The 26,954-nt window shown below is 66.1% G+C and carries 21 protein-coding genes; 10 read left to right on the top strand and 11 right to left on the bottom strand.

Annotated features, from left to right (window positions below):
- Positions 1 to 59 precede the first annotated feature (59 nt).
- Genes CK489_RS04690 through CK489_RS04680 form a run of 3 tightly spaced genes read left to right on the top strand, consistent with a single transcriptional unit; the run spans position 60 to position 3,136 of the window.
- A complete protein-coding gene (locus CK489_RS04690) occupies positions 60 to 986 on the top strand; it encodes a DMT family transporter (RefSeq protein WP_095731463.1) in 927 nt (308 codons plus the stop codon).
- Complete coding sequence (locus CK489_RS04685) at positions 983 to 1,747, top strand: MBL fold metallo-hydrolase (protein WP_095731462.1); 765 nt, start codon at positions 983 to 985, stop codon at positions 1,745 to 1,747. The genes CK489_RS04690 and CK489_RS04685 overlap by 4 nt, the downstream gene beginning before the upstream one ends.
- 57 nt (positions 1,748 to 1,804) lie before the next feature.
- Positions 1,805 to 3,136, top strand: coding sequence for an NRAMP family divalent metal transporter (locus CK489_RS04680; protein ID WP_095731461.1), 1,332 nt, complete (start codon positions 1,805 to 1,807; stop codon positions 3,134 to 3,136).
- Here the strand turns inward: CK489_RS04680 and CK489_RS04675 are convergent.
- Positions 3,133 to 3,627, bottom strand: a complete 495-nt coding sequence (locus CK489_RS04675; RefSeq protein WP_095731460.1) for an Lrp/AsnC family transcriptional regulator — start codon at positions 3,625 to 3,627, stop codon at positions 3,133 to 3,135. The genes CK489_RS04680 and CK489_RS04675 overlap by 4 nt on opposite strands.
- A 147-nt stretch (positions 3,628 to 3,774) precedes the next feature.
- Between CK489_RS04675 and CK489_RS04670 the strand changes: the two genes are divergently transcribed.
- The gene (locus CK489_RS04670) at positions 3,775 to 5,085 is read left to right on the top strand and encodes an aspartate aminotransferase family protein (protein WP_095731459.1); all 1,311 of its coding nucleotides are present in this window, start codon (positions 3,775 to 3,777) and stop codon (positions 5,083 to 5,085) included.
- Here CK489_RS04670 and CK489_RS04665 read toward each other — a convergent pair.
- The 5 genes from CK489_RS04665 to CK489_RS04645 form a co-directional block, all read right to left on the bottom strand.
- Positions 5,082 to 5,864, bottom strand: a complete 783-nt coding sequence (locus CK489_RS04665) for a TIGR02186 family protein (protein WP_095731458.1) — start codon at positions 5,862 to 5,864, stop codon at positions 5,082 to 5,084. The two genes, CK489_RS04670 and CK489_RS04665, sit on opposite strands and share 4 nt — an antisense overlap.
- Entirely contained in the window at positions 5,861 to 6,790 is a 930-nt protein-coding gene (locus CK489_RS04660; RefSeq protein WP_050628218.1) for a sulfite exporter TauE/SafE family protein, read from the bottom strand. Before CK489_RS04660 ends, CK489_RS04665 begins: the two co-directional genes overlap by 4 nt.
- A gap of 369 nt (positions 6,791 to 7,159) precedes the next feature.
- The gene (locus tag CK489_RS04655; protein WP_095731457.1) at positions 7,160 to 8,005 is read right to left on the bottom strand and encodes a COG3904 family protein; all 846 of its coding nucleotides are present in this window, start codon (positions 8,003 to 8,005) and stop codon (positions 7,160 to 7,162) included.
- 115 nt (positions 8,006 to 8,120) lie between these two features.
- Positions 8,121 to 11,687: a tetratricopeptide repeat protein gene (locus CK489_RS04650; RefSeq protein ID WP_095731908.1), complete on the bottom strand. Its 3,567-nt coding sequence runs from the start codon at positions 11,685 to 11,687 to the stop codon at positions 8,121 to 8,123.
- Positions 11,688 to 11,963: 276 nt separating this feature from the next.
- Positions 11,964 to 12,551 (bottom strand): PadR family transcriptional regulator, encoded by a 588-nt coding sequence (locus tag CK489_RS04645; RefSeq protein ID WP_095731456.1) that lies wholly within the window; start codon positions 12,549 to 12,551, stop codon positions 11,964 to 11,966.
- A gap of 164 nt (positions 12,552 to 12,715) precedes the next feature.
- On the opposite strand from CK489_RS04645, the gene CK489_RS04640 reads away from it, so the two are divergent.
- From CK489_RS04640 to CK489_RS04625, 4 genes are all read left to right on the top strand, one after another.
- Positions 12,716 to 13,123, top strand: coding sequence for a nuclear transport factor 2 family protein (locus tag CK489_RS04640; RefSeq protein ID WP_095731455.1), 408 nt, complete (start codon positions 12,716 to 12,718; stop codon positions 13,121 to 13,123).
- A 217-nt stretch (positions 13,124 to 13,340) separates the two neighbouring features.
- Entirely contained in the window at positions 13,341 to 15,128 is a 1,788-nt protein-coding gene (locus CK489_RS04635) for an acyl-CoA dehydrogenase C-terminal domain-containing protein (RefSeq protein WP_095731454.1), read from the top strand.
- Positions 15,129 to 15,201: 73 nt separating this feature from the next.
- Positions 15,202 to 16,410 (top strand): acetyl-CoA C-acetyltransferase, encoded by a 1,209-nt coding sequence (locus CK489_RS04630; RefSeq protein WP_095731453.1) that lies wholly within the window; start codon positions 15,202 to 15,204, stop codon positions 16,408 to 16,410.
- A 19-nt stretch (positions 16,411 to 16,429) separates the two neighbouring features.
- Complete coding sequence (locus CK489_RS04625) at positions 16,430 to 18,643, top strand: FAD-dependent oxidoreductase (RefSeq protein ID WP_095731452.1); 2,214 nt, start codon at positions 16,430 to 16,432, stop codon at positions 18,641 to 18,643.
- A gap of 299 nt (positions 18,644 to 18,942) precedes the next feature.
- On the opposite strand, the gene CK489_RS04620 is transcribed toward CK489_RS04625, so the two are convergent.
- The 5 genes from CK489_RS04620 to gstA form a co-directional block, all read right to left on the bottom strand.
- Positions 18,943 to 19,170 (bottom strand): hypothetical protein, encoded by a 228-nt coding sequence (locus tag CK489_RS04620; protein ID WP_095731451.1) that lies wholly within the window; start codon positions 19,168 to 19,170, stop codon positions 18,943 to 18,945.
- 252 nt (positions 19,171 to 19,422) lie between these two features.
- A complete protein-coding gene (locus CK489_RS04615) occupies positions 19,423 to 20,715 on the bottom strand; it encodes an HlyD family type I secretion periplasmic adaptor subunit (protein ID WP_095731450.1) in 1,293 nt (430 codons plus the stop codon).
- Positions 20,708 to 22,492: a type I secretion system permease/ATPase gene (locus CK489_RS04610; RefSeq protein ID WP_095731449.1), complete on the bottom strand. Its 1,785-nt coding sequence runs from the start codon at positions 22,490 to 22,492 to the stop codon at positions 20,708 to 20,710. Before CK489_RS04610 ends, CK489_RS04615 begins: the two co-directional genes overlap by 8 nt.
- 98 nt (positions 22,493 to 22,590) lie before the next feature.
- Positions 22,591 to 23,853 carry a hypothetical protein gene (locus CK489_RS04605; protein ID WP_143278099.1) on the bottom strand — a complete coding sequence of 421 codons (1,263 nt, stop codon included), beginning with the start codon at positions 23,851 to 23,853 and terminating at the stop codon, positions 22,591 to 22,593.
- Positions 23,854 to 24,077: 224 nt separating this feature from the next.
- Positions 24,078 to 24,695: a glutathione transferase GstA gene (gene gstA, locus CK489_RS04600; RefSeq protein ID WP_095731447.1), complete on the bottom strand. Its 618-nt coding sequence runs from the start codon at positions 24,693 to 24,695 to the stop codon at positions 24,078 to 24,080.
- A 130-nt stretch (positions 24,696 to 24,825) separates the two neighbouring features.
- On the opposite strand from gstA, the gene CK489_RS04595 reads away from it, so the two are divergent.
- Both CK489_RS04595 and CK489_RS04590 read left to right on the top strand, forming a co-directional pair.
- Positions 24,826 to 25,362, top strand: coding sequence for a MarR family winged helix-turn-helix transcriptional regulator (locus CK489_RS04595; RefSeq protein WP_095731446.1), 537 nt, complete (start codon positions 24,826 to 24,828; stop codon positions 25,360 to 25,362).
- Between the two features lie 93 nt (positions 25,363 to 25,455).
- Positions 25,456 to 26,826 carry a glutamate--cysteine ligase gene (locus CK489_RS04590; RefSeq protein ID WP_095731445.1) on the top strand — a complete coding sequence of 457 codons (1,371 nt, stop codon included), beginning with the start codon at positions 25,456 to 25,458 and terminating at the stop codon, positions 26,824 to 26,826.
- Positions 26,827 to 26,954 lie beyond the last annotated feature (128 nt).

Here is a 26,954-nt window from a genome sequence, read left to right as displayed (position 1 = left end):
AAATGACAAGGCGCGGGCCTAGATCATGGGCGATGGAGAACCCGCCAGGAAAAATCGCCATGTCCGCCGCAACGTCAATCGCCGCCCCCCGCGCCCGCTTCAACACCCTGCCGCTGCTGATCGCGCTGTTCTGCCTGCTCTGGAGCTATGCTTTCGTCGCCGGCAAGATCGGCGTCACCGATTGTCCGCCGTTGATCCTGCTCGCTGCGCGATTCTCGCTCGCCGGCGTTCTGATCCTCGGCATCTCCTGGCTGCGACGGGACCAATGGGATCTCAGCTGGCGCGATGTCGCCGTGTTCGCCGTAATCGGCGTCGCCAACAACGCGCTCTATCTCGGCCTCGGCTATACCGGACTAAAGACGGTCTCCGCCGGGCTCGGCGCGCTGATCGTCTCGGCCAATCCGGTCTTCACCGCGATGCTGGCCGCGATGTTCCTCGGCGAAAGCATGACCTTGCGCAAGGTGATCGGTCTCGTGCTCGGCATCGTCGGCGTCGCCTTCATCGTCTGGCATCGCATCAAGGTCGGCACGGACAGCCCGCATGGCATCCTGTTCACGCTGGCTTCGCTGGCCTCGATCGTCGCCGGCACCGTGCTGTTCAAGCTGCTGGCGCCGAAGGGTAGCCTGTGGATCGGCAACGGCATCCAGAACATCGCCGGTGGCCTTGCGGTGATGCCGTTCGCCTTCACGCTCTCCAGCGTCAGCGACATCGTGCCGAGCATGCGACTCGCAGGCGCCTTCGCCTTCCTCGTGCTCGGCGGCTCGATCCTCGCTTATCTGCTCTGGTTTCATCTCCTGAAAGTGTGTGGCGCGACCGCTGCGAGCGCCTATCACTTCCTGATGCCGCCGCTCGGCATGCTGTTCGCCTATCTCGTGCTCGGCGAGCATGTCAAATTTCGCGACCTGCTCGGGATCGTTCCGGTCGCTCTCGGCATTTATCTGGTGACGCGCCCCGCCGCGGCATCGCCCAAGAGGAGTGGAACGTGAGCATCACCATCACCCTGATCGGGGGCCCGACCGCCCTGATCGAGATCGACGGGTTCCGCCTGCTCACCGATCCGACCTTCGATGCGCCCGGCGACTATCAACTGCCGCATGTGAAGCTGGAGAAGCTGACAGGCCCCGCGCTCGGTGCGCGCGACGTCGGCGAGATCGATGCGGTGCTGCTGAGCCACGACCAGCATTCCGACAATCTCGACCATTCCGGCCGGGACTTTCTCAAGGACGCGAGGCGCGTGCTGACGACGGAGGCCGGCGCCAAGCGGCTCGGTGGCAATACCGAGGGTTTTGCGCCCTGGGCCTCGACGACACTTAAGAAAGGCGGGCGGACGCTTGCCATCACCGCGACGCCGGCGCGGCACGGGCCCGCGGGCATCGAGCCCTTGTCCGGCGACGTGATCGGCTTCGTGGTGGAGCGGACGAAGCCGGGCCGTCCGGTCTATGTCAGTGGCGACACCACCTGGTTCGACGGCGTCGCCGAGGTCGCGCGGCGTTTCGACTGCGGCGTGGTGCTGCCGTTCGCCGGCGCGGCGCAAACCCGCGGCCCGTTCCATCTCACGATGGACACCAACGACGCGATCGAGACCGCGCGCGCCTTTGCCGACGCGGTGATCGTGCCGGTCCATACCGACGGCTGGGCGCATTTCCGGCAGAACGCGAGCGATCTGCGCGCGAGCTTCGATACGCTCGGCTTCGGCCGCCGTCTGCGCATCCTCGAGCCCGGGGTCGCCACCGTCATCGAGAGCTAGGTTTCATTGCAGGAACCCCGGCGTATCCGGCTCGTTGTCAGACGGCTGGAACCGGACATGACGCGCCAAGGGACGATCGCACCACACGACAAGCATGACACGGCGCCGACGGCGAAGCCTCGGCGCCGGCCGTTCAGCGTCAGTCGCGTCCTGGAGACGCTCGGCCCCGGCCTGATCACCGGAGCCTCCGACGACGATCCATCGGGTATCGGCACCTACAGCCAGGCCGGCGCGCAACTCGGCTACGGCATCGGCTGGACCATGCTGCTGACCTTCCCGCTGATGACCGCGATCCAGGAGATCTCGGCGCGGGTCGGCCGCGTCACCGGGCACGGCATCGCAGGCAACGTATGCAAGCACTATCCGGGCTGGCTGCTCGCAGCCGTGGTGATGCTGTTGTTCGTTGCCAACACCGTCAACATCGCCGCCGACCTGTCGGCGATGGCGGACGCGACCAAACTCCTGATCGGTGGCCCCGCGATCCTCTATGTCGTGCTGTTCGGCGTGGCCTCGGTCGCCGCCCAGATCTTCATGAACTACCGGCGCTACGTCGCCGTCCTGAAATGGCTGACGCTCAGCCTGTTCGCCTATGTCGCGGCGCTTGCCTTCGCCAAGGTGTCATGGACGCAGGCGCTGGCCGGCGTGCTCGTTCCGCGCCTGACGTGGAGCGCGGATTATTTCACAACCATCGTCGCGATCCTCGGCACCACGATCTCGCCCTATCTGTTCTTCTGGCAGGCCTCGCAGGAGGCCGAGGAACAGCGGGTCGATGCCAGCAAGCATCCGCTGATCGAACGGCACTACGGCGCGCAGCGCGAATTCTCGCGCATCCGTGCCGACACGGTCACCGGCATGGCGTTTTCCAACGTCATAGCGCTGTCGATCATCGTCACCGCCGCAGCCGCGCTGCATGCCGCCGGCAAGACCGACATCCAGACCTCGGCGCAGGCCGCCGAGGCGTTGCGCCCGATCGCCGGGCCGTTCGCCGAGGTGATCTTCGCGCTCGGCATCGTCGGCACCGGCCTGTTGGCGATCCCGGTGCTTGCGGGCGCGACGGCCTACGCGGTCGGCGAGGGCCGGCGATGGCCGGTCGGACTGACGCGCAAGCCGAGGGAGGCGATCGCGTTCTATTCGGTGCTGGCGCTGTCGGGCGGCATCGGCATCGCGCTCAACTTCACCCCGATCGATCCGATCTCGGCGCTGTACTGGAGCGCGGTCGTCAACGGCGTGCTTGCCGTGCCCGTGATGGTGCTGCTGATGCTGATGGCCCGCCACACCGAGGTGATGGGCCGCTTCGCGATCGGCGGGTGGCTGTATGGGCTCGGCTGGCTCTCCACGGCTGCGATGGCGCTCAGCGTGATCGCGATGGGGATCGGGTTTCTCCTCTAGTCCCCGCGGAACAGCGAGCTATCGATCTTGGTCGTCGATTTGACCTTCCGCAGGATGATAGTCGTGCGGTAGCTCGCAATGTCGCTGTCCGGATGCATCAGGCGGTCGAGGATGAACGATTGATAGCGGGCGAGGTCGGAGGACACGACCCGCAGCGAGTAATCCCAGTCGCCGGCAATCATGCAGCATTCGACGACCTCCGGAAGGTCGATCACCTTCTTCTCGAAGCGCGCGAAGGATTCCCTGGTCTGTTGCTTGAGGCGAACTTCGACGATGACGTCGAATCCGAGCCCGACCCGCGCCGGGTCCACCAGCGCCACATAGGAATTGATGACGCCGGCCTCTTCGAGGGTCCGGACCCGCCTCATGCATGGGGCAGACGAGAGGCCGATCCGTTCGGCCAGCTCGAGATTTGTGATGCGCCCCTCGACCTGCAGCACGTCGAGGATCTTCCGGTCAATCTCGTCGATCATCACGATCGTGGTTCCCATTTCTTTCGCATTTGGTGCGTTTTGCGCAATTGATTGCAGAGACTGGGATGAAATGCATCTCAAATCGCAAGCTCATTGCGGCAGCGCGCGCATAAGATGCGCTGCAATAGCCTTGATCACGGCGACTGAGCGGCAAAGGGCATGGGTATGGCTGGAAATGACGACAAATCATTCTGGGATCGCGCGCGGCGTCACCTGATCCGGTACGGCGGGACGTTCGCGCCCGTCATCATCGAGCGCGCCTCCGGATCCTTCGTCCATGACGCCGACGGCCGCGCGATCCTGGATTTCACCTCCGGGCAGATGAGCGCCGTGCTTGGTCACGGTCACCCCGAGATCGTCCAGACCATCAGCGCGCACGCCGAGCGGCTCGACCATCTGTTCAGCGGCATGCTGAGCCGTTCGGTCGTGTCGCTGGCCGAGAAACTCGCGGACCTGCTGCCGCCGGGGCTCGATCGCGTCATGCTGCTGAGCACGGGGGCTGAGTCGAACGAGGCGGCGATCAAGATGGCGAAGCTCTTCACCGGTGGCTTCGAAACCGTCGCGTTCGCGCAGTCCTGGCATGGCATGACGTCAGGCGCGGCGGGGGCGACCTATTCAGCCGGCCGCAAGGGCTATGGTCCCGCGCCGGTCGGCGCGCTCGCGATCCCGACGCCGAACCCCTATCGGCCGCGTTTCGGCAATGCGGCCGACTGGCGGGCCGAACTGGCTTACGCCTTCGATCTCGTCGATCGCCAGTCGACCGGCTCGCTCGCCTGCATGATCGCCGAGCCGATCCTCAGCTCCGGCGGGCTGATCGATCTGCCGGAGGGCTATCTCGCCGCGCTGAAGGAGCTGTGCCGCGCGCGCGGCATGCTGTTGATCGTCGACGAGGCGCAGACCGGCCTTGGGCGTACCGGCGCCATGTTCGCCTTCGAGCGCGACGGCGTCGTGCCCGACATCCTGACCCTGTCGAAGACGCTCGGCGCCGGCCTGCCTCTGGCCGCGGTCATCACGTCGGCCGAGATCGAGGAGCGCTGTCACGAGCGCGGCTTCCTGTTCTACACGACACATGTGTCGGATCCGATGCCGGCCGCGGTCGGGCTGAAGGTCATCGAGATCATCCTGCGCGACCGACTGGTCGAGCGTGCCGCCATCGCGGGCGCGCGGCTGCGGGACGGGCTGCTCGCGCTTCAGAACCGGTTCGAATGCATCGGTGACGTGCGCGGCAGGGGACTGATGCAGGGCATCGAGATCGTGCGCGACCGCTTCAAGAAGGAGCCTGACGAAGCGCTCGGAACGCTTGTGTCGCAGCGCTGTCTGGAGCTCGGACTGAGCACCAACATCGTGCAGTTGCCAGGCATGGGCAGTGTGTTCCGCATCGCGCCGCCGCTCACGATCAGCGATGACGAGATCGATCTCGGCGTCTCGATCCTAGGCGACGCGTTCGAAAGCGCGTTGCACGGAAAGGATGGCTAATCCTTTCGGAACACGATTGAGGCCATCCAGCCCGTCATCAGCGCCATGAACGCGGTGACGAGGCCATAGACCAGGCCGTTATGCCGCGCGGTGGTGGCGACGAACTGCTCGAAGCCGACCTTGACGATCTCGAAGGCGGTCTCGGTCTTGGTCACCAGCGCGCCGTCACTGAACAGCTTGATCTCGACATTGTAGGTGCCGATCGGCACCTCCGCCGGCAGCGGAATGCCGGTGCGGAACAGGGTCGGGGTCAGGAACGTCACCGCCGAGGTCGCCTCGCGGTACAGGCCGTGCTCGGAGCGCAGCCGGACGAAGGCGCTGCGGAACGGATCGTTCGGCACCACGTCGGCAAAGTCAGGGCCGACCCGCTGCATCAGCAGCACGTTGTTGAGCCCGAGCTGCTGCCGCCGCTGCACCTCCGGTGCGGCGATCTGGTCGAACGGCCGATTGGAGAACAGCGCGAGATAGCCCGGCACCTGGATGAACTGGCGCGAATCGGTGTTGATCCAGATCCCGAATTTACGCTCCTTGCGCCGCGTCACCATGTCGGCGCGCGGGCCGGCCACCGTGACGACGAGATCGTAATTGCTGCGATTGGGCGGCGTCTTGTCGTCCTTCTCGACCGAGCCGAACAGCACCAGCTCGCCGCCGGAATAATTCGGCGTCACCGTGACGCGGTGGTTGGAGACCGACACGATCAGCCGCTCGGCACAGGCGGGCGAGGCCGCCAGGCTGGCGGCGGCGAGGCCGGCGATGACAAGCAGCGAGCGCAGCCTCATGGCGGGGCTCCGCCGGTTTCGCGAATGCTGTAGAGGTCCTGCGGCCGGATCACCAGCTCGACGGCAAAACGGATGCCGACCGCGAGCACCAGCAGGCCGAGCAAGAGGCGCAGATGCTCGCCGCGGATCTTCTGGCCGGCGCGGGCGCCGAACTGCGCGCCGGTGACGCCGCCGATCATCAGGATCAGCGCCAGCACGGCGTCGACCAGATGGTTGGTCACCGCGTGCAGCATGGTGGCGAACACCATGGTGACGAGGGTGAGCACCATCGAGGTGCCGATCACGGTCGAGGTCGGCACCCGCAGCACGTAGATCATCAGCGGCACCAGGATGAAGCCGCCGCCGATACCCATGACAGCGCCGATGAAGCCGATCACGAGCCCGGTCACGACGACCGGGATGACCGAGAGGTAGATCTTGGAGCGCTTGAAGCGCAGCTTCAGCGGTAGGCCGTGGATCCAGCCGTGGCTGCCGGGCTTGCGCAGCGTGACCGTTCCGCCGCGGCGGGCACGCAGCATCGCGCGCAGGCCCTCCCAGAACATCAGCCCGCCGACCGTTGTCAGCAGGATGACGTAGGACAGCGCGATCATCAGATCGAGCTGGCCGAGCGAGCGCAGGAAGGTGAAGGTCCACACCCCGAGCGCGGTGCCGAGCGTGCCGCCGACCAGCAGCACCGCCGCCAGCAGTGGGTCGATTGCGCGCCTGCGCCAGTAGGAGATCGCGCCGGAGAACGAGGAAGCCGCGATGTGGCTGGCGACCGAGGCGACTGCGACCGCTGGCGCGATGCCGACGAAGATCAAGAGCGGCGTCATCAGGAAGCCGCCGCCGATCCCGAACATGCCGGAGACGAATCCAACCGCTGCGCCCATCGCCAGGATGAGGAAGACATTGACCGGAATGTCGGCGATCGGGAGGTAGAGCTGCACGCGCGTCGCTTCTTGTCGGTTCGCCGCATGCTGGGGCGCAAGGCCGCATCACGGCGTGATGTCGTTCGGGTCGGGCATTCTCCGGCTGAACGAATCCGGTCGGCGCGCAAGGAGCAGGCGAACGCGGGTCGATTGCCGCATTCTTGCATAACCGAATTTGGCGGGGGGAGGGACTAAAGTTTCCGCCCCGGGTGGCATTTTTCGCCGCACGTGGCCGCTCGGCTGCGGACGTGGTTGATAATTCAGATTAACGACAGCGAAGCCGGCTTGTTTGAGCATGATCTCCGCGCAAACGCGTTCCGCGTTTGTCGCGAGGGAAAGCCGCTCCGCACTTTGCGCTAACGCGGCCCTTCGGGTCCGGATCATGCCTCAGGGCTGGTCGACGGGCCTGGTGATCAGGTTGAGCGCGAGCGCTTCCTTCGCACTCAACCAGCGGATATCCGAGGTCTGCGACATCGCCTCCACGATCCCGGAGGAGACGCCCATCTTGGTCATGTAGCCGAGCACCATGCCCTGGATGCGTTGCGCCTCGGCGAGCGGATCGCTGACCGGTGCGCTGGTCGTGAAGCGGTGCACGCCGAGCCGCGAGCCCGCGACGCCATAGCGGGTCGCACCGCCGGCATAGACCAGGACGCAGGCGCTGGCGCAGGCTGCGGGGCGGAGCTTGCCCGAAGCATCGGCCGTCGCGACGGCGGTGACCAGCCCGTGCGTGCGGATGACCTCGCCCATGATGGCGGCCTGATTCAGCGCGCCACCCGGTGACGACAGCAGCACGGCATCACCTGGCGCGAGACGGGCCTCGCTCAGCCGGTCGCGGAACCAGCTCGCGCTGGCCGAGCCGATCTTGCCGCTGATCGCGAGCGCGCGCCGGCCGCGGCCCGACCCGTCGATGTCGACGTCTGATATCACCGCCGAGGTCATGCTCGCGGCGATGTAGGTCTCGCGCCAGAAGTCCCAGGCGCCCGGCCGCGACAGGTCGCGGTAGGCCTGAATGGCGACGCTCGACAGCAGCAGCACGAAGATGATGATGGAGGGGAGCGAGAAGCGGAAGGTACCGCGCGGCGGGGCCACGTTTCCTTGCCGCGGCGGAGGCGGCGGCGCAGCGCTCGGGCGCGCGGCAAACGGCGACGGCGTCTGGCGAGGGGGCGCGACGCGGGGACCGGTCGGCGACGAACGGTGGCTGGTGCCATCATCCTGACGATCGTCGACAGACAAACCTGGTCCTCCGGGACGCACACGCCGCTGGGGCGGGACTGCGCGCCTGTCTACACGGCGGAAGGCGGGAGGGATAGGACAGCGGCGCCGTCGAGGCGCCGTTGCCATTCTCGTTTTAGTGAGCGGGAGCCGCCAGCGCCGCGGTCCGCTTCGACGGTGGCTTGACGGACTTCGCCGCCGCGGGCTGCGCGGGGGCGCCGTCCCAGCCACCGGCCGGGGCCGGCACATTGACCGCATCGCTCGGCTGCGGTTCGGGGGTAAAGGTTTGGATCGCAAGCTTCGCGGCGGCGAGCGACTGCGGGTCGAGCCGCTTGGCGATATCATCGCGCTTGTGGCCGGCGTCGGCGTCGCCCTGTGCGGCGGCGAGGCTGAACCATTTGAAGGACTCGGCGAGGTTCTGTTCGACCCCGATGCCGCGGGCATAGAGGATGCCGAGGTTGACCTGGCTGTCGGCAACGCCGCGATCGGCCGCCTTGCGGAACCATTGCGCAGCGCTCTTGTAGTCGGCGCCCTTGCCGCCGCCATCGGCGTCGAGCACGGCGAGGTTATGCATCGCCTTGGCGTTGCCGCGCTCGGCGGCCTGCACGTAATAGCGCCGGGCCACGTCGAAGTCGCGTTTCACGCTGAGACCCTTCTCGTAGAAGGTGCCGAGCCGGAACATCGCCGGCACCACGCCGGCCTGCGCCGCGCGGCTGTACCATTTGGCGGCTTCGTCGACATTGGCGGGCACGCCCTTGCCTTCGGCATAGCGGATGCCGACCTCGTAGGCCGCGGCCGCATCGCCCTTGATCGCGGCGGTGCGCAGCGCCGGACCGCCGATCGCTTCGGGCAGCTTCTCGCCGGCCGGAATCTGGATCGTCGCGAGCTTGCCGCCGAGCGGCGGAGCGGTCGGAATCGTGCCGGTGATATCGCTGGCGGCGGCAACCGGTGGCGCCGCGGCGGGCTCCGGCGCGGCGGCCGGTGCAGGGGCCACCTGAGGAATCGTCACCTGCGCGCTGTCGAGCGTGTTCGGCGCCGCGGTGTTGTTGGACTGACGGCCGAGCGGGGTCGGCGAGGTCATCGACGGCCCGGGCACGCCGGATGGCGCAGCCGGTGCCGGGGTCACAGGATTTTCAACGGGCGGCTGCATGGCAGGTGCGGCCGGCTCGCGCTGCTCGATCGCAGGCGCCTGCGGCGCGGAGCTGGTATCGAGCAGGTTCATCGCCATCTTGGCGGTGGAGAGCAGGATCACGACCACGCTCGCGCCGACCAGCAGCGAGCGGATCTTGGAGGTGATGGTCGAAGGCTGGGCTTCGGTTGCGGCAGCCGCCGGCGCGCCGGCCTTGACGCCGGCCTTGGCGGCGGCAGCCTTCGCGGCCTTGTCGGCCTTCTCCTTGGCCTTGGCGGCGGCCTTGCTCGCTGCGCGCGCCGCCTTCTCGTTGACCGGTTGCGCGGCGGCGGCCTGCGCGGCGCGGCGCGCGGCGGCGATGAAGCTCGATGTCGAGACCGGCTCCTTCTTGCCCGCGGGCAGATCGGAGATCGCGCGCTCGGAATCCGCAATCCGCTCCGACGGCGACGACGCCCGGCCCGACGGGCGCGTGCCCGGCTCGAGCGGATGATCCGGCGGCAGTTCCGGTGCGAGCGCAGCGCGTGCGGACGCCGCATGCGGCTCGAGGATCTCGCTGATCGCGCGCGGCGGCAGCGGCGGCGGTGCGCTCTCGACCGGCTGTGCGGCATGGAATTCGCGCGGCGCGGACATGAAGTGCTCCTGCGCCTGCGCAGGATTGGGCAATTCGGGCCGGTACGATTCCGGCCTGTACGATTCAGGTTGGGGCTGCGCGACCGGTTGCGGCATCGCCGCGCGCGGCATCTCCATCCGCGGCGCGTCCATCCGCAGTTCGGCCGGCGCAGGGGCAGGCGGCGGCGCGGTGCGCACCGTGCGCAGATCGCTCTCGATCATCGCCAGCCGATCGACGACATGGCCGAGCGTGTTGTGAACCGTCTCCAGCGAATCCTGGGTGCGGCGATCGGTCTCCGACTGGCTGAAGCGGATGTCGGACAGCTCGCGCTTCACCAGATCGACGATGCCGCTATCCATCATCGGCTGCGGCGCTGATGTATTGGCGCTGTTGCGGGTGGCGTCGGCGAGCGAGGCGATATGGGCGTGCTGCGCCTCGAGGTGCCGCATGATGTCATGCAGCCCTTCCTCGACCCGGCCGAGATTGCCGGAGCGCTGGTCGGCGGACTCCAGGCGCTCGAGCAGATAGGAGACGCGCTGTTCGAGATGGGTGAATGCCGACGAGCTGTCGTTGCCGACCTGCAGGCGGTCGATCCGCTCCGACAGCGAGCGCAGGGCGCCCTCGATCGCATCGGTGTTGTCATAGCCGGCCGGCCGCTCGCGGCCTTCCAGCGACGAGGCCAGTGCCGCAATGCGCTGCTCGATCCCCGCGAAGGCGTCGCCGTAGGAATCCCCGCGCGACATCTGCGACAGCTGGTCGACCTTCGCCGCCAGCGCATGCACGTCCCCGGAGAGCTGCAGCAGCGCGTCGTTGGAGGCGACATTGGAGACGATGGCGCGCAGCGCCGCGATCGCGCTCTCGAGCTGATGCACCGTCGACGGATCGTCGTTGGCGCGCAGGATCATGTCGAGCTTGGCGCCGAGATTGCGGATCGCCTCGTCGTAGCCGGTGAGCTGCTCGGCGGGCGTGAGCGTGCGCAGCGCCTCGCGGATCTCCGACAGCGCGCGTTCGATGCCGGCAATCGCCTGGCCCTGGCCGTTGTTGCTGTCGTGACGGATCTCGTCGATCCGGTGATGCAGCGAGCGGATCTCGTTCTCGATCGACTCGATCGCCCGGCGCGGCATCGCCTCGGTGATCGCCTGGCGGATTTCCGCGAGCTCGCCGCGGAACGACGCGATCGACTGCTCGATATGGTCGGGCCGCTGCAGCGCCTCGATCTGGCTCGTGATCTTGAGCAGATGACGCTCGAGCGAGGAGAAGTCCGGGCCGGCGGGCGCCGCCGGCGGCGGCGCGTAGGCGGCCATCGGCGGTGCCGACTGCTGCGTCGGCGGCGCGCTGCGCTGTGGCATCTGCCGGGGCGTGGGGTCGTCGAGCTCGTTCTGGCGCGCAGCGATTTCCGCGATCGCGGAATCGAACGACGCCGGGCTCAGCGGCGGCGAGGGGCGGTAGATCTGGGCTGCGGCGCGCTCGACCGCTTCCGCCTGGCGCAGCCGCTCCTCCAGTTGCCGGTCGTTGATCTGAGGCTCCCGCTGCATCTGGGCTTCACGCATCGGCTGCGGCTGCGGCTGGGGCTGGGGCTGCGGTTCGCGCGTCGGCTGCGGCCGCGAGATCTGCGACAGCCGCGCATCGAGGCGCGAGATCGCATCGTTCAGCTGCCGTGCCACCGCGGGCTGGCCGCGCGGCACTTCGGCGCGCACGGCTTCGGCGCGCGTCATCGGTTTTGCAATCTGCTCGATCTGGCGGGTGATCGCGTCGAGCCGCTGATGGATGTCGGCGACTTCGCGGCTTTCCCGGCTCGGCATCGGCTGCCGCTGCTCCGTGCGCCAATCCGGCGGGCTCGGCTCACCGACGGTGGAATTGAGCCAGTCGTTCAGCGACATCCCGGCGCGACGCGCAGCCGCTTCGGCCCTGTCGCGGACGGAGGGATCGATGCCGTCAACACTCCACGATACGCGCGAATTCATGATTCCGTCCGGTCCCGACTCCGGCGCCATACTCTGCGCCCGCAGCCTCCCCGCGCATTCCCGTTAAGAGACAATCGAATTCTGCGCTGGTCGTCTGCTTCAGCTGCTGACTTTTTCCCGTCACGGTAAATAACGGGTTAAGGAATGCAGTCGGCGGGCCTTAAAGTTAGGGATTCCCGGAACCTGTTGCGCCGGATCAGGACAGGCCTATCGTTTTCCGGCAGAGCGGATTCAGCCGCGCATGACGAACACGGCAAGCCGGGACGACGTTTGTTTCTAGCCGTTGCTTTCGCGCTTGCCGTCGTCGAGCGGCGTAACGTTGCCGCGGCCTGACATTGCCGACAGCGCATCGAGCGCTTCCTCGCACCACTCCACCACGACACGCTCGTGGCGCATCCCGAGCCGCAGACTGAGCATCTTGCCGACATCGGCGGCAGGCGCGGTGCCGTCGGGGAAGCGCTTGTTGAGCAGGCGCTCGTAGCGCTCATAGCGGTCGCGATGATGTTCCAGCCGCGCCATCAGGTCGGTGCGCAGCGGCTCGATGTCGACGCAGTCGAGCGCATAGAGCCGGACCAGCAAATCGTCCTTGATCGAAGGCGGGACGCTCGGTCGCGCCGCCCAGTGCTTCAGCGCCGCGCGGCCCTCGGCCGTCAGCGTGTAGACCAGCTTGTTCGGCTTGCCGGATTGCACCACCTCGCGGCCCTGGACATGGCCCTTGTCGCGCAGCCGGGAGAGCTCCCGGTAGATCTGCTGATGGTCGGCCTTCCAGAAGAAGCCGATCGAGGCGTCGAACGTCTTGGCGAGCTCATAGCCCGTCATCGGACGCTCCGTGAGGCAGGCGAGGATTGCGTCACCGAGTGCCAACGCCCACCTCCATTTGAGTTCCCGAGTTCGGCATCCTGAAGTTCGCTTGACTTTATGCGTTAATGTGCATATGCGTCAATATGCATATGGTGATCGGCATGCCGCCTTGTCGCGCGCGGCCGATGTTCAGGCTTCTTACAACCCCCGCCGCAGGAGACGTCCGAATGAGCAAGCCGGGCCTCGACAAGTGGTACGCCTACATGAAGTCCCACGACACCGCCGCTCTGTGGGATCTGCTGCATCCCGACGCGGTGTTCGAAAGCCCGGTCGTGCACACGCCGCAGCGCGGCCGCGACATCACCTTCAAATATCTGACCAGCGCCGCCAAGGTACTCGGCGGCCCGACCTTCAAATATCTGGGCGAATGGAAGAACGACAACGGCGCGGTGCTCGAATTCGAGAACGAGATCGACGGCATCAAGCTCAACGGCGTCGACATCATCACGTTCGACGGTGACGGCCGGATCACGCATTTCAAGGTGATGGTGCGTCCGCTCAAGGCGATCAACCTGCTGCATCGGATGATGGGCGAGGAGTTGATGAAGCAGAGCGGCGCAACGTCGCAATCGTAACGCATGATCCGGAAAAGTGCGCAGCGGTTTTCCGAAAAGATCATGCTCAACAAGGACCTAAAGCGCGATGACCATTCAACCTAATCGCATCGCGCGTTAGTCTCGCTAGCACCTGCCGCGGACCTCCGGAAGCGGATAAGGTCCGTTCCAGCAAACCCAAGGAAAAGCTGCGCAGCATCGGCCGCACATGCGGCCACGAGCCAGCCGGGAGATCAGCATGCCGACCTACAAAGCCCCCGTCGAAGACGTCAGCTTCCTGCTCAATGACGTTTTCCAGATCGACCGCTACGGCAATCTTCCCGGCTTCACCGATGCGTCCGCCGATGTGCGCGAAGCGATCCTCGGCGAGGCCGCCAAGCTCAGCGAAGAGGTGTTGCAACCGCTCAATCGCGTCGGCGATCTCGAAGGCTGCAGGCGTAATGACGACGGCAGCGTCACCACGCCGAAGGGCTTCAAGGACGCCTACAAGCAGGTCGCCGAGGGCGGCTGGCTCGGCCTCTCGGCGCCGACCGAATTCGGCGGCCAGGGCCTGCCGGTGACGCTCTCGCAGGCGGTCAACGAATTCCAGATCTCCGCCAACATGGCGTTCTCGATGTATGGCGGCCTGACCATGGGCGCGACCGCGGCGCTGCTGGTGCACGGCACGCCCGAGCAGAAGAAGACCTATGTGCCGAAGATGGTCGCGGGCGAGTGGACCGGCACCATGAACCTGACCGAGCCGCAATGCGGCACCGACCTCGGCCTGCTCCGCACCAAGGCCGTGCGTCAGCCGGACGGCAGCTTCAAGATCACGGGCACCAAGATCTTCATCTCCGCCGGCGAGCATGACCTTGCCGACAACATCATCCATCTGGTGCTGGCGCGTATCGAAGGCGCGCCGGCCGGCATCAAGGGCGTCTCGTTGTTCGTGGTGCCGAAAGTGCTGGTCAACGGTGACGGCTCGTTGGGTGCGCGCAACGGCGTCACCTGCGGCTCGATCGAGCACAAGATGGGCATCCACGGCAATTCCACCTGTGTGATGAACTACGACAACGCCACCGGCTGGCTGATCGGCGAAGAGAACAAGGGCATGCAGGGCATGTTCGTGATGATGAACGAGGCTCGCCTCGGCGTCGCCGTGCAGGGCCTGGCGCAGTCGGAGGTCGCCTATCAGAACGCGGTCGCCTACGCGCGCGAACGTCTGCAGGGCCGTTCGCTGACCGGCGTCAAGGAGGCCGACAAGCCGGCCGATCCGATCATCGTGCATCCCGACGTGCGCCGCACGCTGCTCACGATCCGCGCCTTCAACGAGGCCGCGCGCGCTATGGTGGTGTGGACCGCGCTGAAGAGCGACGTCGCACACCGCTCCAACGACCCGAAGGACCGTCAGGCCGCCGACGATCACATGGGCCTGATGACGCCGGTGCTGAAGGGGGTCCTGACCGACACCGGGTTCGCCAACACGGTCTCGGCGCAGCAGATGTTCGGCGGCCACGGCTACATCGCCGAGCACGGCATGGAGCAATTCGTGCGCGATGCCCGCATCGCGATGATCTATGAGGGGGCCAACGGCATCCAGGCGCTCGATCTGGTCGGCCGCAAGCTGCCGCGCGACGGCGGCCGCGCCGCGATGGCGTTCTTCGGCGAGGTCGGCGCCTTCGCCAAGGAGCATGGCGCCGACGAGGCAATGAAGCCGTTCATCACCCCGCTCTCCACCGCGCTCGGCCATCTGCAGCAGGCCACCGGCTGGCTGATGCAGAACGCGCTGACCAAGCCCGACAATGCCGGCGCCGCCGCAACCGATTACATGAAATTGTTCGGCCTCGTCGCGCTCGGCTACATGTGGGCGAAGATGGCCAAGGTGGCGCAGGACAAGGCCGCCGCCGGCACGACGCCCTATCTCAACACCAAGCTCGTGACCGGCCGCTTCTTCATGGAGCGGCTGCTGCCGGAGACCGCGGTGCATTTGGCCCGGATCCAGACCGGCAGCGCCACCACGATGGAATTGGCCGCGGAAGCGTTCTGAATAATTGCCGCCGCACCCATGCGGCGGCGCTTCCTTCCGTATATATTATGATCCTCATATCAAGGAGGGCGTCATGCCTGAGGCATACATCTACGATCACGTTCGTACCCCGCGCGGCCGCGGCAAGGCCGATGGCGCGCTGCACGAGGTCACCGCGCTGGCGCTCGCCACGGTGCCGCTGAAGGCGCTGAAGGAGCGCAACAACCTTGCCGAGGACAGTGTCGACGACGTCGTGCTCGGCATCGTCGATCCGGTCGGCGAGGCGGGCGGCGACATTCCGCGTTTCGCCGCGCTGAACGCCGGACTCGGCGAGAAGGTGCCGGGCGTGCAGATCAACCGTTTCTGCGCCTCAGGGTTGGACGCGGTGAACTTTGCCGCGGCGCAGATCATGAGTGGTCAGCATGAGCTCGTGATCGGCGGCGGCGCGGAATCGATGAGCCGCGTCGGCCTCGGCGCCGCTGGCGGCGCCTGGCCGATGGATCCCTCGATGGCGGTGCCGGCCTATTTCATGCCGCAGGGCGTCTCGGCCGATCTGATCGCGACCAAATACGGATTCTCCCGCGATGATGTCGATGCCTATGCGGTGCAGAGCCAGCAGCGCGCCGGCAAGGCCTGGGACGAGGGCCGCTTCAAGAAGTCGGTGGTGCCGGTCAAGGACATCAACGGCCTGACCATCCTCGCCAAGGACGAGCATATGCGCCCGACCACGACGATGCAGTCGCTGGCGCAGCTGCAGCCGTCATTCGCGGCGGTGGCGGCAATGGCCGGCTTCGACGCGGTGGCCGTGCAGTCGCACCCCGAGGTCGAGAAGGTCAATTATGTGCATCACGCCGGCAATTCCTCCGGCATCGTCGACGGCGCCGGTGCCGTGCTGCTCGGCAGCAAGGAGGCAGGAGCGAAGCTAGGGTTGAAGCCGCGCGCGAAAATCCGCGCCTTCGCCAATATCGGCTCGGAGCCCGCGATGATGCTGACCGGCCCGGTCGACGTCACCGAAAAGCTGTTCGAGCGCTCCGGCATGAAGAAGTCGGATATCGACCTGTTCGAGCTCAACGAGGCGTTCGCCTCTGTGGTGCTGCGCTACATCCAAGCGTTCGACATCGACAACGCCAAGATCAACGTCAATGGCGGCGCGATCGCGCTCGGCCATCCGCTCGGGGCGACCGGCGCCATGATCCTCGGCACCGTGCTCGACGAGCTCGAGCGCACCAACAAGGAGACGGCGCTGGTGACGCTGTGCATCGGCGGCGGCATGGGCACCGCCACCATCATCGAGCGCGTCTGAGGCGAGGGGAGCGAGCAACATGGCTTACAAGAATTTCAAGTTCGACGTCGACGCCGACGGCATTGCGCTCGTCACCTGGGACATCCCGGGCCGTTCGATGAACGTGTTCGATGAAATCTCCACCCAGGAGATCGGCGAGATCATCAAGCAGACGACCAGCGATGCAGCGATCAAGGGCGTGGTGATCACCTCGGCGAAGGAGGCGTTCTGCGCCGGCGCCGACCTCTCGATGCTCGAGGGCATGAACCGCGCCTACGCGCAACTCTTCAAGGAGAAGGGCGAGGAAGCCGCGAACCAGATGCTATTCGAGCAGAGCCGCCAGATGTCACTGTCGTTCCGCGCGATCGAGACCTCGGGCAAGCCGTGGGTCGCCGCGATCAACGGGCTCGCGCTCGGCGGCGGCTTCGAGATCACGCTGGCCTGCCACTACCGCGTCGCGGCCGAGAACCCGAAGACCCGGCTCGGCCTGCCCGAGATCAAGGTCGGCCTGTTCCCCGGCGCCGGCGGCACCCAGCGCGTGCCGCGTCTCGTGCAGCCGGCGGATGCGATGCAGTTGCTGCTCAAGGGCGAGGCCGTCAATCTCACGCGTGCGAAGGCGCTCAACCTGATTCACGCTGTGGTGCCCGCAGCCGATCTGATCAAGGCCGCCAAGGACTGGATCAAGGGCGGCGGCAAGGCCGTCGCGCCGTGGGACGAGAAGGGCTTCAAGCTGCCCGGCGGCCCCGTCTTCTCCAAGATGGGCATGCAGATGTTCCCGGCCGGCAACGCGATCTATCGCCGCGAGACCTACGACAATTATCCGGCCGCGCGCGCCATCATGAGCTGCGTCTATGAGGGCCTGCAGTTGCCGATCGACGCTGCGCTGCGGGTCGAGTCGCGCTACTTCGCCAAGGTGCTGCGCTCGAAGGAGGCGGCGGCGATGATCCGCTCGCTGTTCCTGTCGATGCAGGAACTGAACAAGGGCGCGCGCCGCCCGCCAGGCGTGCCGCCGACCAAGGTCAAGAAGCTCGCGGTAATCGGCGCCGGCTTCATGGGCGCCAGCGTCGGCTATGTCTCGGCGCAGGCCGGCATCGACGTCGTGCTGGTCGATCGCGACCAGGAGAGCGCCGACAAGGGCAAGGGCCACGCCAAGACCGTGGTCGACGGCCTGATCGCGAAGGGCCGGATGAAGCAGGAGGCGGCCGACGCCATCCTGGCGCGGATCTCGGCGACATCGGACTACAACGTGATCGCGGATTGCGACCTCGTCATCGAGGCGGTGTTCGAGGATCGCAAGGTCAAGGCCGAGACCTATGCCAAGGCGCAGCCGCTGCTGAAACCCGGCGCGATCTTCGCCTCCAATACCTCGACGCTGCCGATCAATTCGCTCGCCGAGGAGTTCAAGGACCAAGGCAAGTTCATCGGCATCCACTTCTTCTCGCCGGTCGAGAAGATGATGCTGGTCGAGATCATCCTTGGCAAGAACACCGGCGATGTCGCGCTGGCGACCGCGCTCGACTATGTCCGCGCGATCGGCAAGACGCCGATCGTGGTGAACGACAGCCGCGGCTTCTTCGCCAACCGCTGCGTGATGCGCTACATCTCCGAGGGCAACGAGATGCTGCTCGAAGGCGTGCCGCCGGCGATGATCGAGAACACCGCCAAGATGGCCGGCATGCCGGTCGGGCCGCTGTCGCTGCAGGACGAGGTCGCACTCGATCTCGGCCTCAAGATCACCAAGGCGACCGAGGCCGATCTCGGCCCCAACGCGATCGACCAGGCGCAGAAGAAGCTGATCGTCGAGATGGTCGAGAAGCAGGGCCGCTTCGGCCGCAAGAACGGTAAGGGCTTCTACGACTATCCCGAGAAGGGCAAGGGTCAGAAGAGCCTGTGGCCGGGGCTCGCCGGTCTGCAGCCGAAACAGCTCGATCCCGACACGCTCAGCGTCGAGGAATTGAAGCAGCGTTTCCTGGTGGTGCAGGCGGTGGAAGCCGCGCGGACCGTGGAGGATCACGTCATCACCGACGTGCGCGAGGCGGATGTCGGCTCGATCCTCGGCTTCGGCTTCGCGCCGTTCACCGGCGGTGCGCTGTCCTATATCGACTTCATGGGGACGAAGAATTTCGTCGCGCTCTGTCACGCCTTCGAGAAGAAGTACGGCTCGCGCTTCACGCCGCCGAAGCTGCTCGAGGACATGGCGGCCAAGGGCGAGACCTTCTACGGTCGCTTCCCGCCGAAGAAGCAGGCGGCGTAAGCGCCGTTACGTTCTGAACCAACTCGCACAGGATCAAGCCGGTCATCGATCCGACTTGATCCTGTTGCGTGTCGGTCATGGCGGTCAAAGTCCCGCCACGCTTGCTCCCCACTGGCACCATGCTGCTGGCATCACTCTTGCTGGTCGATCGAAGACGATCAGGGTTGGGGTGTCCTGCAATGCGTTCTGTGCTCAAGGAAGGTGCCGCTGAGACCGCGGGCAAAGCTTCGATCCCATCATCGCGCCGCCTGAATCCATTGCGCTTGCGCGGCAAGGGACCTTCCTGGACCGCCCTTGCGCTACTCGTTCTGGCCGTGGATCTTGTGCTCGCGGCCGCGGTGTGGAACGCCGTCGATTTCTTCCGCCATTGAGCCGTCATTGTCCGGCGGCAGCAACGCGCCGGCGAGATAGGCGATCTGGTTGAATGCGAGGCAAGCGACCACGATCGGGGCGCCGGTGGCAAAGGCATAGCCGTCGGACTGGAGCACGATTGCGGCGAGCACCGCGACCAGCGGCGACACCAGCATCAATGTCCAAACCCGAAAGTACAAACTGGTGGCCAGCCCGGCGAGCGTGCTGGTCAATAAGAGCGTAGAGACGATCGTCACATTTTCAGACCAGTTGGAGCGGAGGGCGCGCCGCAGGTCATAGTCGGTCAGTTGGATCGCACGAACAAGGACGGCAACGCCCTCAGCCCGAAGTACGCCGACTTAGTCTTAACTCGTAGAATGCGGATCAAATTTGATTTGTTCCACCGCGCGCCGGAAAGTTTGCACCGCTCATTTCTCCCGGAAGGCGCGGTGCACCTGGTCGGCCAGCGGCTTCATCAGATAGGACAGCACCGTGCGCTCGCTGGTCGGGATGAATACCTCGACCGGCATGCCCGGCAGCAGATGCGCGGTCGCGAGCTTGTTCAGCTCCGGCGCTGGAATCGCAACGCGGACAAGGAAATAGGTCGGGGCTGTCTTGTCGTCGCGTGATACGTCCGCGCCGATCCGGCTGATCTCGCCCTCGATCTCCGGCGTGGTGCGTTGGTTGAAATTGGTGAAGCGCAGCACCGCCGATGCGCCGAGCCTCACCTGATCGATATCCTGCGGCGCAACATGGGTTTCCACGATCAGATTGTCCTGGTCGGGCACGATGGTCATGATGGTCTCGCCGGCGGCGATGACGCCGCCCTGGGTGTGGATGGTGAGATCGTGCACGACGCCGGCCTGCGGCGCGCGGATCTCGAGCTTCTCGGTCTGGTCCTTGGCGGTGACCTGCTTCTCGATCGCATCGGCATATTTGGCCCTGATGTCGGCGAGTTCCTTGGCGACGCCGGAGCGGAAATCTTGATCGACCTGCAGGATCTTCAGCTCGGTCTCCGAGATCTTGCCCTTGGCCTGCGCGATCGACGCGGTGAGCTGGCCGCGCTCGCCGAGCAGCCGCGCCGAATCGCGCTGCAGCGTCGAGAGCCGCGACAGCGAGACCAGGCGTTGCTCCCAGAGCTGTTGCACGCCGGTCAATTCGTTGGCGATCAGATCGGCTTCTTGCTTCTTGGCGCTCAACTGGTCCTGCATGCCGCCGATCTGCTCCTTGAGCTGGGCGATCTGCTCCTTCAACTGCTGCTTCTGCCCGTCATTGGCGTCCTTGCGCAGCTGGAAGAACCGCCGCTCGCCCGCGACGACCGCCTGCGCTGCGGGATCGCTGAGCGAGGCCACGCTGTCGGGGAACGCGATCTCGGTATCGCCGTCGCGCTCGGCCTGCAGCCGCGCGCGGCGCGCCTCGAGCTCCCACAGACTCTTGGTCACGGCAGTGAGATTGGCCTGCGCCACCGTCTCGTCCATCAGGATCAATAAATCGTTCTTGGCGACGCGGGCGCCGTCCTCGACCAGCAGCTTCTTGGCGACACCACCGGAGGGGTGCTGCACCTTCTTGACGCTGGATTCGACCACCAGCGATCCTTGCGAGATGATTGCGCCCGACATCTTGGTGGCCGCGCCCATGATGCCGATGCTGGCGACGAGGAACGCCGCGGCCATCGCGACCGCCAGGATATGATGATGGACCGATTGCCGGGCGCTAGGCATTTTGCCGGGGCTCCGCGTCCTTCTTGCGCCTGCGGCGGGCAGGGGCCGGTGCCGGCTCCGCGGCCGCAGCGGGCTGCGCAGCCTTCGGCACCAGCAGCGGCAGCACTGCCGCGGTGGTGCCGAACGCCTGCATGCGTCCTTCGTTCAGCACCAGCACGTGATCGACTGCCTGCAATACCGCCGGCCGATGCGCGATCACGACCACGATGCCGCCGCGGGCGCGGACCCGGGCGATGGCGTGGATCAGGGCGCGCTCGCCTTCGGAATCCAGATTCGAGTTCGGCTCGTCGAGCACCACCAGGAACGGATCGCCATAGAGCGCGCGGGCCAGCGCAATGCGCTGCCGCTGGCCGCCCGACAGCATCAGGCCGCCGTCGCCGACCTCGGTCTCATAGCCGTCAGGCAGCCGAAGGATCAGTTCATGGACGCCGGCCTCGCGCGCGGCGGCCATCAATTTGATGGCGTCCGGGGCTGCGGCGAAGCGGCAGATATTCTCGGCCACCGTGCCGCGGAACAATGCGACGTCCTGCGGCAGATAGCCGATCGACGGGCCCAGCGCGAGCGGATCCCATTGCGCCAGCGTCGCGCCGTCGATCCGGATCACGCCGCGCACCGGCGCGCCGATCCCGACCAGCGCGCGGGCCAAGGTCGACTTGCCGGAGCCGCTGGGGCCGACTACCGCGACCGCATTGCCGGCGCGCAGTGCAAAGCTCACCTCGTGCAGCACCACGGCGTCGCTGGCCGGCGCCGTCAGGCTGATCGAGGTGACGCGAACCTCACTCTTCGGCGCGGGCAGCGGGGTGAACGCCAGGCGCGACGGCACCGCCGTCAGGGCTTCGGCGAGCCGGCCGACGCTCGCACGGACCGCGATGAAGCTGCGCCAGTTGGCAATCGCAAGCTCGATCGGCGCCAGCGCGCGGATCGAGAGGATGGTTGCCGCGAGCATGACGCCGGCGGTGGCCTGCTGATTGATCACGAGATAAGCGCCGAGCGCCAGCACGCCGGATTGCAGGATCATGCGCAGGAAGCGCGAGGCGCTGCCGAACGTGCCGGTCAGATCGGAGGTCACGCGCTGCATGTTGAGATAGGCCTGCGTGCGCTCCGACCACAATTCGGCCATTCGCCGCTGCATGCCGAGCGCGTGCACGACGGGTGCGTGGTGGAATGCGGTCTCCGCCATCTGCCGCCGCGACGACGCCAGCGCCACCAGCGAGCGCGTCGGCGCGCGCGTGAACAGCTCGGCGCCAACCGTGATCAGCGCCAGCGCGACGGCGCCACCGGCCACTGCAAGGCCCATCAGTGGATGAAACAGCGTGCAGACGATGATGTAGAGCGGGGTCCATGGCAGGTCGAAGATCGCGACCAGGCCGCTGCCGGCGATGAAGCCCCTGATGGTGTCGAGGTCGCGCATGATCTGCAAGCCGTCGCCATTAGGGCGGGACAGGGAAGCATGCTGCACGCTGTCGAACACCGCGCCGCGAATGCTCTCGTCGAAGATCTCGGCAATGCGCGCCAGCAGCCGGCTGCGCAGCACATCCACGCCGGCCTGCACCACGAGCAGCACCAGCGCGATCACGAGCAGGCCGACCAGGGTCGCGATGCTGCGGCTCGGCAGCACGCGGTCATAGGTCTGCAGCATGAAGACCGGACCGACCAGCATCAGGAGGTTGACGAGGCCGCTCGCCATCGCCACGGCGACCAGCGCACCGCGAACGGCCGTAATCGCATCCCGGATTTCAACCGGCAGTGAGGAGAAGCGTTTGCCCTGACCGATCATCGCGCCCCGCGGATGTTCAAGCCTGTGATGCCCAATGGACATGGAGAGGGAGACGCGGAAGCGCGGCGATCCCGCGCGTCCGCCGATTTACGGCAATCTCAGAGGATATGGGTGCCGTGCGCATCAAGGATGCCGTGACCATGTGTGAGCGGCGAGAGCAGATCATGCCCGATCGCGCCGAGATCGACCGGCGTGGAGACCGGCGCGCTCGCGGCGTGTCCGGCGGTACTGCTGTCGCCGAGCAGGCTGAGATTCAGACTACCGAGCAGATTGCCGGCCAGCTCGTCGGCGCCGACGCCGCCGAGACTCGGAATGTTGAGGCTCGGAATGTTGAGGCCGTGCGTGCCGGTGAGGGCGCCGAGGTCAAGCAGATGCGGGCCGGTCTGGCCGGTGTCGACGGCACTGATGTCGGCGGTGTGGTGATCGCCCGGCGTCGGCGCCGCGAGGAGATCGAGCGTCGGTCCGCTCGGTTGCTGCGGGCCAATCGTGATGCCGGCCAAATGGCCGTTGCTGGAGCCGGTGAGACCGCCAAGCAAGCCGCCGAGCAATCCATTGCCTGCGGTGTCGCCGCCGGGATTGAGCAGGCCGCCATCGAGCAAGCCGCCATCGAACAAGCCATGGGTCAGTTGGCTGACGAGCCCGGACACCGGGCTCAGCAGACCGCTGACATCGGAGACAACTGTATCAACCAGCCCCGAGACGGCATGAACCACGCCGCTGATATCGGCGCCGAGATGCGCGACCGTCTCGCCGAGATTGCCGGCAAGGATTTGCCCGGGCACATCCAGAATGTCCGTAACCAGATTGGCATCGCCGCCACTGCTGATCCCGATGGTGCTGATGCTGCCAAGATCGATCGCCTGTCCGAGATTTGTGACGCCATGGAGCATCTCGGGCAGGGCGGCCGCCTGGGACAGGACGTCGGCTGAGGAATGGACTGCGCTCTGAACCGCTGTCGTGGCGGTGTCGAGCACCGGTTGCAGCGTTCCGCCCGATGCTGCGAGCAATGTCGAATCCGGTTCGACCGGCAATGCCACGTTCAATACACTGCCGATCACCGGCAGGTCGCTCGTGTTCAGCAAGCTCCCGAGCAGAGGCAGGTCGGAACCGGACGCTGCTGCGGCGCCGTCGCCGAGCAGGGACGTCGCGTTGTCCATGGCATCTGCCGCCGGTAACGGATCGATCAGGCTGTGGGCCGGCTGGCCGGCAGCCGTATCGGCAATACTGTCGTCCGGGAGGACCGACGTCAGCGAGGCCGAAAGGTCGGTCAGTCCGCCGCTGGAATTTGCCAGCAGCGCCGTCGAGCCCGCCAGGACCTCGACCATCCGGTCCGCAGTGTTGCTGGATAGCGAGCTACTCATGGGCGCATCTCCCGCTGGGTGAGGCAGCAATCCGGCTACGCCCGATCGAAGGAATAGTTGCCGGACCCGGTTGCGGTATTCGCGCCATGGCGAAAGCACGCTTACGCCGAAGCGGACAAACTGCTGAAAATTGCAGATTTGGGGCTGACCCAATCGGGGGCACAAGCAAAAAAGGGCCGGATGCTATCCGGCCCTTTCACGTCTGATGAAGCAGATTCGAAAGCTCAGGCGGCCTTCAGCAGGCCTTCCTTCTTCAGCGCTTCCTGCACCTTCGGGCGCGCCGCGACGCGGGCCTTGTAGGCGGTCACGTTCGGCAGGCCGGAGAGATCGAAGCCGAGCCGGTCTTGCGCCCACATGATCATGGTGAAGAGGTAGCCGTCGGCGACCGTGAACTGGTTGCCCATCAGGTATTCGCGGCCGGCGAGCTGGCTGTCGACATATTTGAACTTGCCCATGGCGCGGTCCTTGAAGAACGCCTTGGCGTCGTCGGCAAGCACGGGCGAGAACATCGGGCCGAGATTCTTGTGCAACTCGGTCGTGATGTAGTTCAGCCATTCGAGCAGCTTGTAGCGCTCGTTGGAGTCCCTCGCGGGCGCCAGCTTCTTGTCGGCGGCCTTGTCCGCGATCATCTGGATGATGATCGGGCCTTCGGTAACCATCTCGCCGGTATCCAGCGCCAGGGCGGGCACCTGGCCCTTGGGGTTCACTTGCAGGAAATCGTCGCCGTTTTCGAGCTTTTTGGCGCGCAGATCGACCTTGACCAGGTCATAGGGCAGGCCGGCTTCGAGCAGAGCGATGTGGGGGGAGAGGGAGCAGGCACCGGGGGTGTAATAAAGCTTCATAGGGGTATTCCTTCCCTTGTTCTTGGCGTCCGGAGAGGGATTGCCTACATGCACCTGCATGAAATAGTCAAGATTGATGCAGATGCATTCAGTGCGGTACAGTCGGTGCCGGGACGTTATGGGCTAGACGATGAAACGCAAGCTATCGAGCGAGGCGACGGCCGCCTGGATCCGCCTGATGCGGGTACCGAGCCGGGTGCTGGACTGCGTCGAGCAGGATCTGAAGAAGGCCGGCTTCCCGCCGCTCGCCTGGTATGACGCTCTGCTCGAGCTGTCGCGCGCGCCGTCCGGAGAGCTGCGCCCGGTCGAGCTCGAGCGGCAGATGCTGATCCCGCAATATTCGACCTCGCGGCTGATCGACAAGCTGGTCGACGAGGGGCTCGCCGCCCGCCGCGAATGCAAGATCGACAAGCGCGGCCAGTTCGTCGAGATCACCGAGGCCGGACGCGAGCTGCAGAAGAAGATGTGGAACGCCTATTCGGCGGCGATCGACAAGCATGTCGGCTCGAAATTGTCCGACGCCGACGCTGAACGGCTGTGCGGTCTGCTCGACCGCCTCGGCTGCTCCTGCGGCGACGTCAAAGGCGATGGCAAGGCCGATGCCAAGGCTGATGCAAAGAGCGATCCGAAGGCCGCGTCCGCGCGAGACGGCGCGGCCGCCCGATGATAGTCCTGATCCCATCATCCGCGGCCGCTCCGGCCCGCGGATGTCCCTGCCACCACGCGCCTTCGATCGAAGCGCCCTTGAGTTGGATTTTTTATGGCGCGTGACCAGATCGACATGACGCCGCTGCAATCGCGCGACGAGCTCGTGGCGTGGATTGAAGCCGGCGTGAAGCCCGAGTCCGAATTCCGGATCGGCACCGAGCACGAGAAGACCCCGTTCACGCTCGAGGGCCATCAGCCCGTGCCCTATGAGGGCGCGAAGGGCATCGGCGCGCTGCTCGAGGGCATGAAGCTCCTGCTCGGCTGGGAGCCGATCATGGAGCGCGGCAACATCATCGGGCTTTATGACGTCACCGGCGGCGGCGCGATTTCGCTCGAGCCGGGCGGTCAGTTCGAATTGTCGGGCGCGCCGGTCGAGACCGTGCACCAGACGCAGTCGGAATTGATGGCGCATCTGGCGCAGGTGCGGGAGATCGCGACTCCGCTCGGCATCGGCTTCCTCGGTCTCGGCATGACGCCGTCCTGGTCGCGGGAGCAGATCCCGGTGATGCCGAAGGGCCGCTACAAGATCATGCGCAACTACATGCCGAAGGTCGGCAAATACGGCCTCGACATGATGTTCCGGACTTGCACGGTGCAGACCAATCTCGACTTCTCCTCCGAAGCCGACATGGTGAAGAAGCTGCGGGTGTCGCTGGCGTTGCAGCCGATCGCGACCGCTCTGTTCGCCAACTCGCCGTTCACCGAAGGCAAGCCGAACGGCTTCCTGTCGTTCCGCTCCGAGATCTGGCGCGACACCGACAATGCCCGAAGTGGCATGATTCCGTTCGCGTTCGAGGACGGCATGGGCTTCGAGCGCTATGTCGACTACGCGCTCGACGTGCCGATGTATTTCGTCAAGCGCGGCGAGGAATATATCGACGTCTCCGGCTCGTCGTTCCGCGATTTCTTCGCCGGCAACAACAAGATTCTCCCCGGCGAGCGGCCGACCCTGTCGGACTGGGCCAACCACCTCTCGACGATCTTCCCCGAGGTACGGCTGAAGCGTTATCTCGAAATGCGCGGCGCCGATGGCGTGCCGTGGGGCCGGCTGCCGGCACTGCCGGCGTTCTGGGTCGGGCTGCTCTACGACAATGACAGCCTCGATGCCGCCTGGGACATCGTCCGGCACTGGACCGCGCCGGAGCGGCAGGCGTTGCGCGACGACGTGCCGCGTTTCGGCTTCAAGGCGCGGATCAAGGACCGGTATCTGTTCGAGATCGCCAAGGAGTGCCTGGTCCTGTCGCATGCCGGATTGCGCCGGCGCGGCCGGATCGACCATCTCGGCCGCGACGAGAGCCGCTTCCTCGAACCGCTCGAGCGCATCATCGAGGCCGGCCGCTCGCCGGCCGAGGAGATGCTGGAGAAGTTCAACGGGCCCTGGAAGGGTTCCGTGGAACCGGCCTACCAGGAATACGCCTTCTAATCCCGACCCGGGCCCCGAACGCGTGCGGACCGCGGTGTTGTCGCACCCGCCGTTGCCTCGCCGTTCATCAGCCGTACAGGTTCATGGCGTTCAAATGACGCCCCGCGGGATGCGCGGGGCTGTGCGAA

Source organism: Bradyrhizobium sp. UFLA03-84, from assembly GCF_002289535.1.
Lineage (GTDB): Bacteria > Pseudomonadota > Alphaproteobacteria > Rhizobiales > Xanthobacteraceae > Bradyrhizobium > Bradyrhizobium viridifuturi.
Note: the sequence above shows the minus strand (reverse complement) of the source record. Positions and strands in the feature narration are given on the sequence as shown.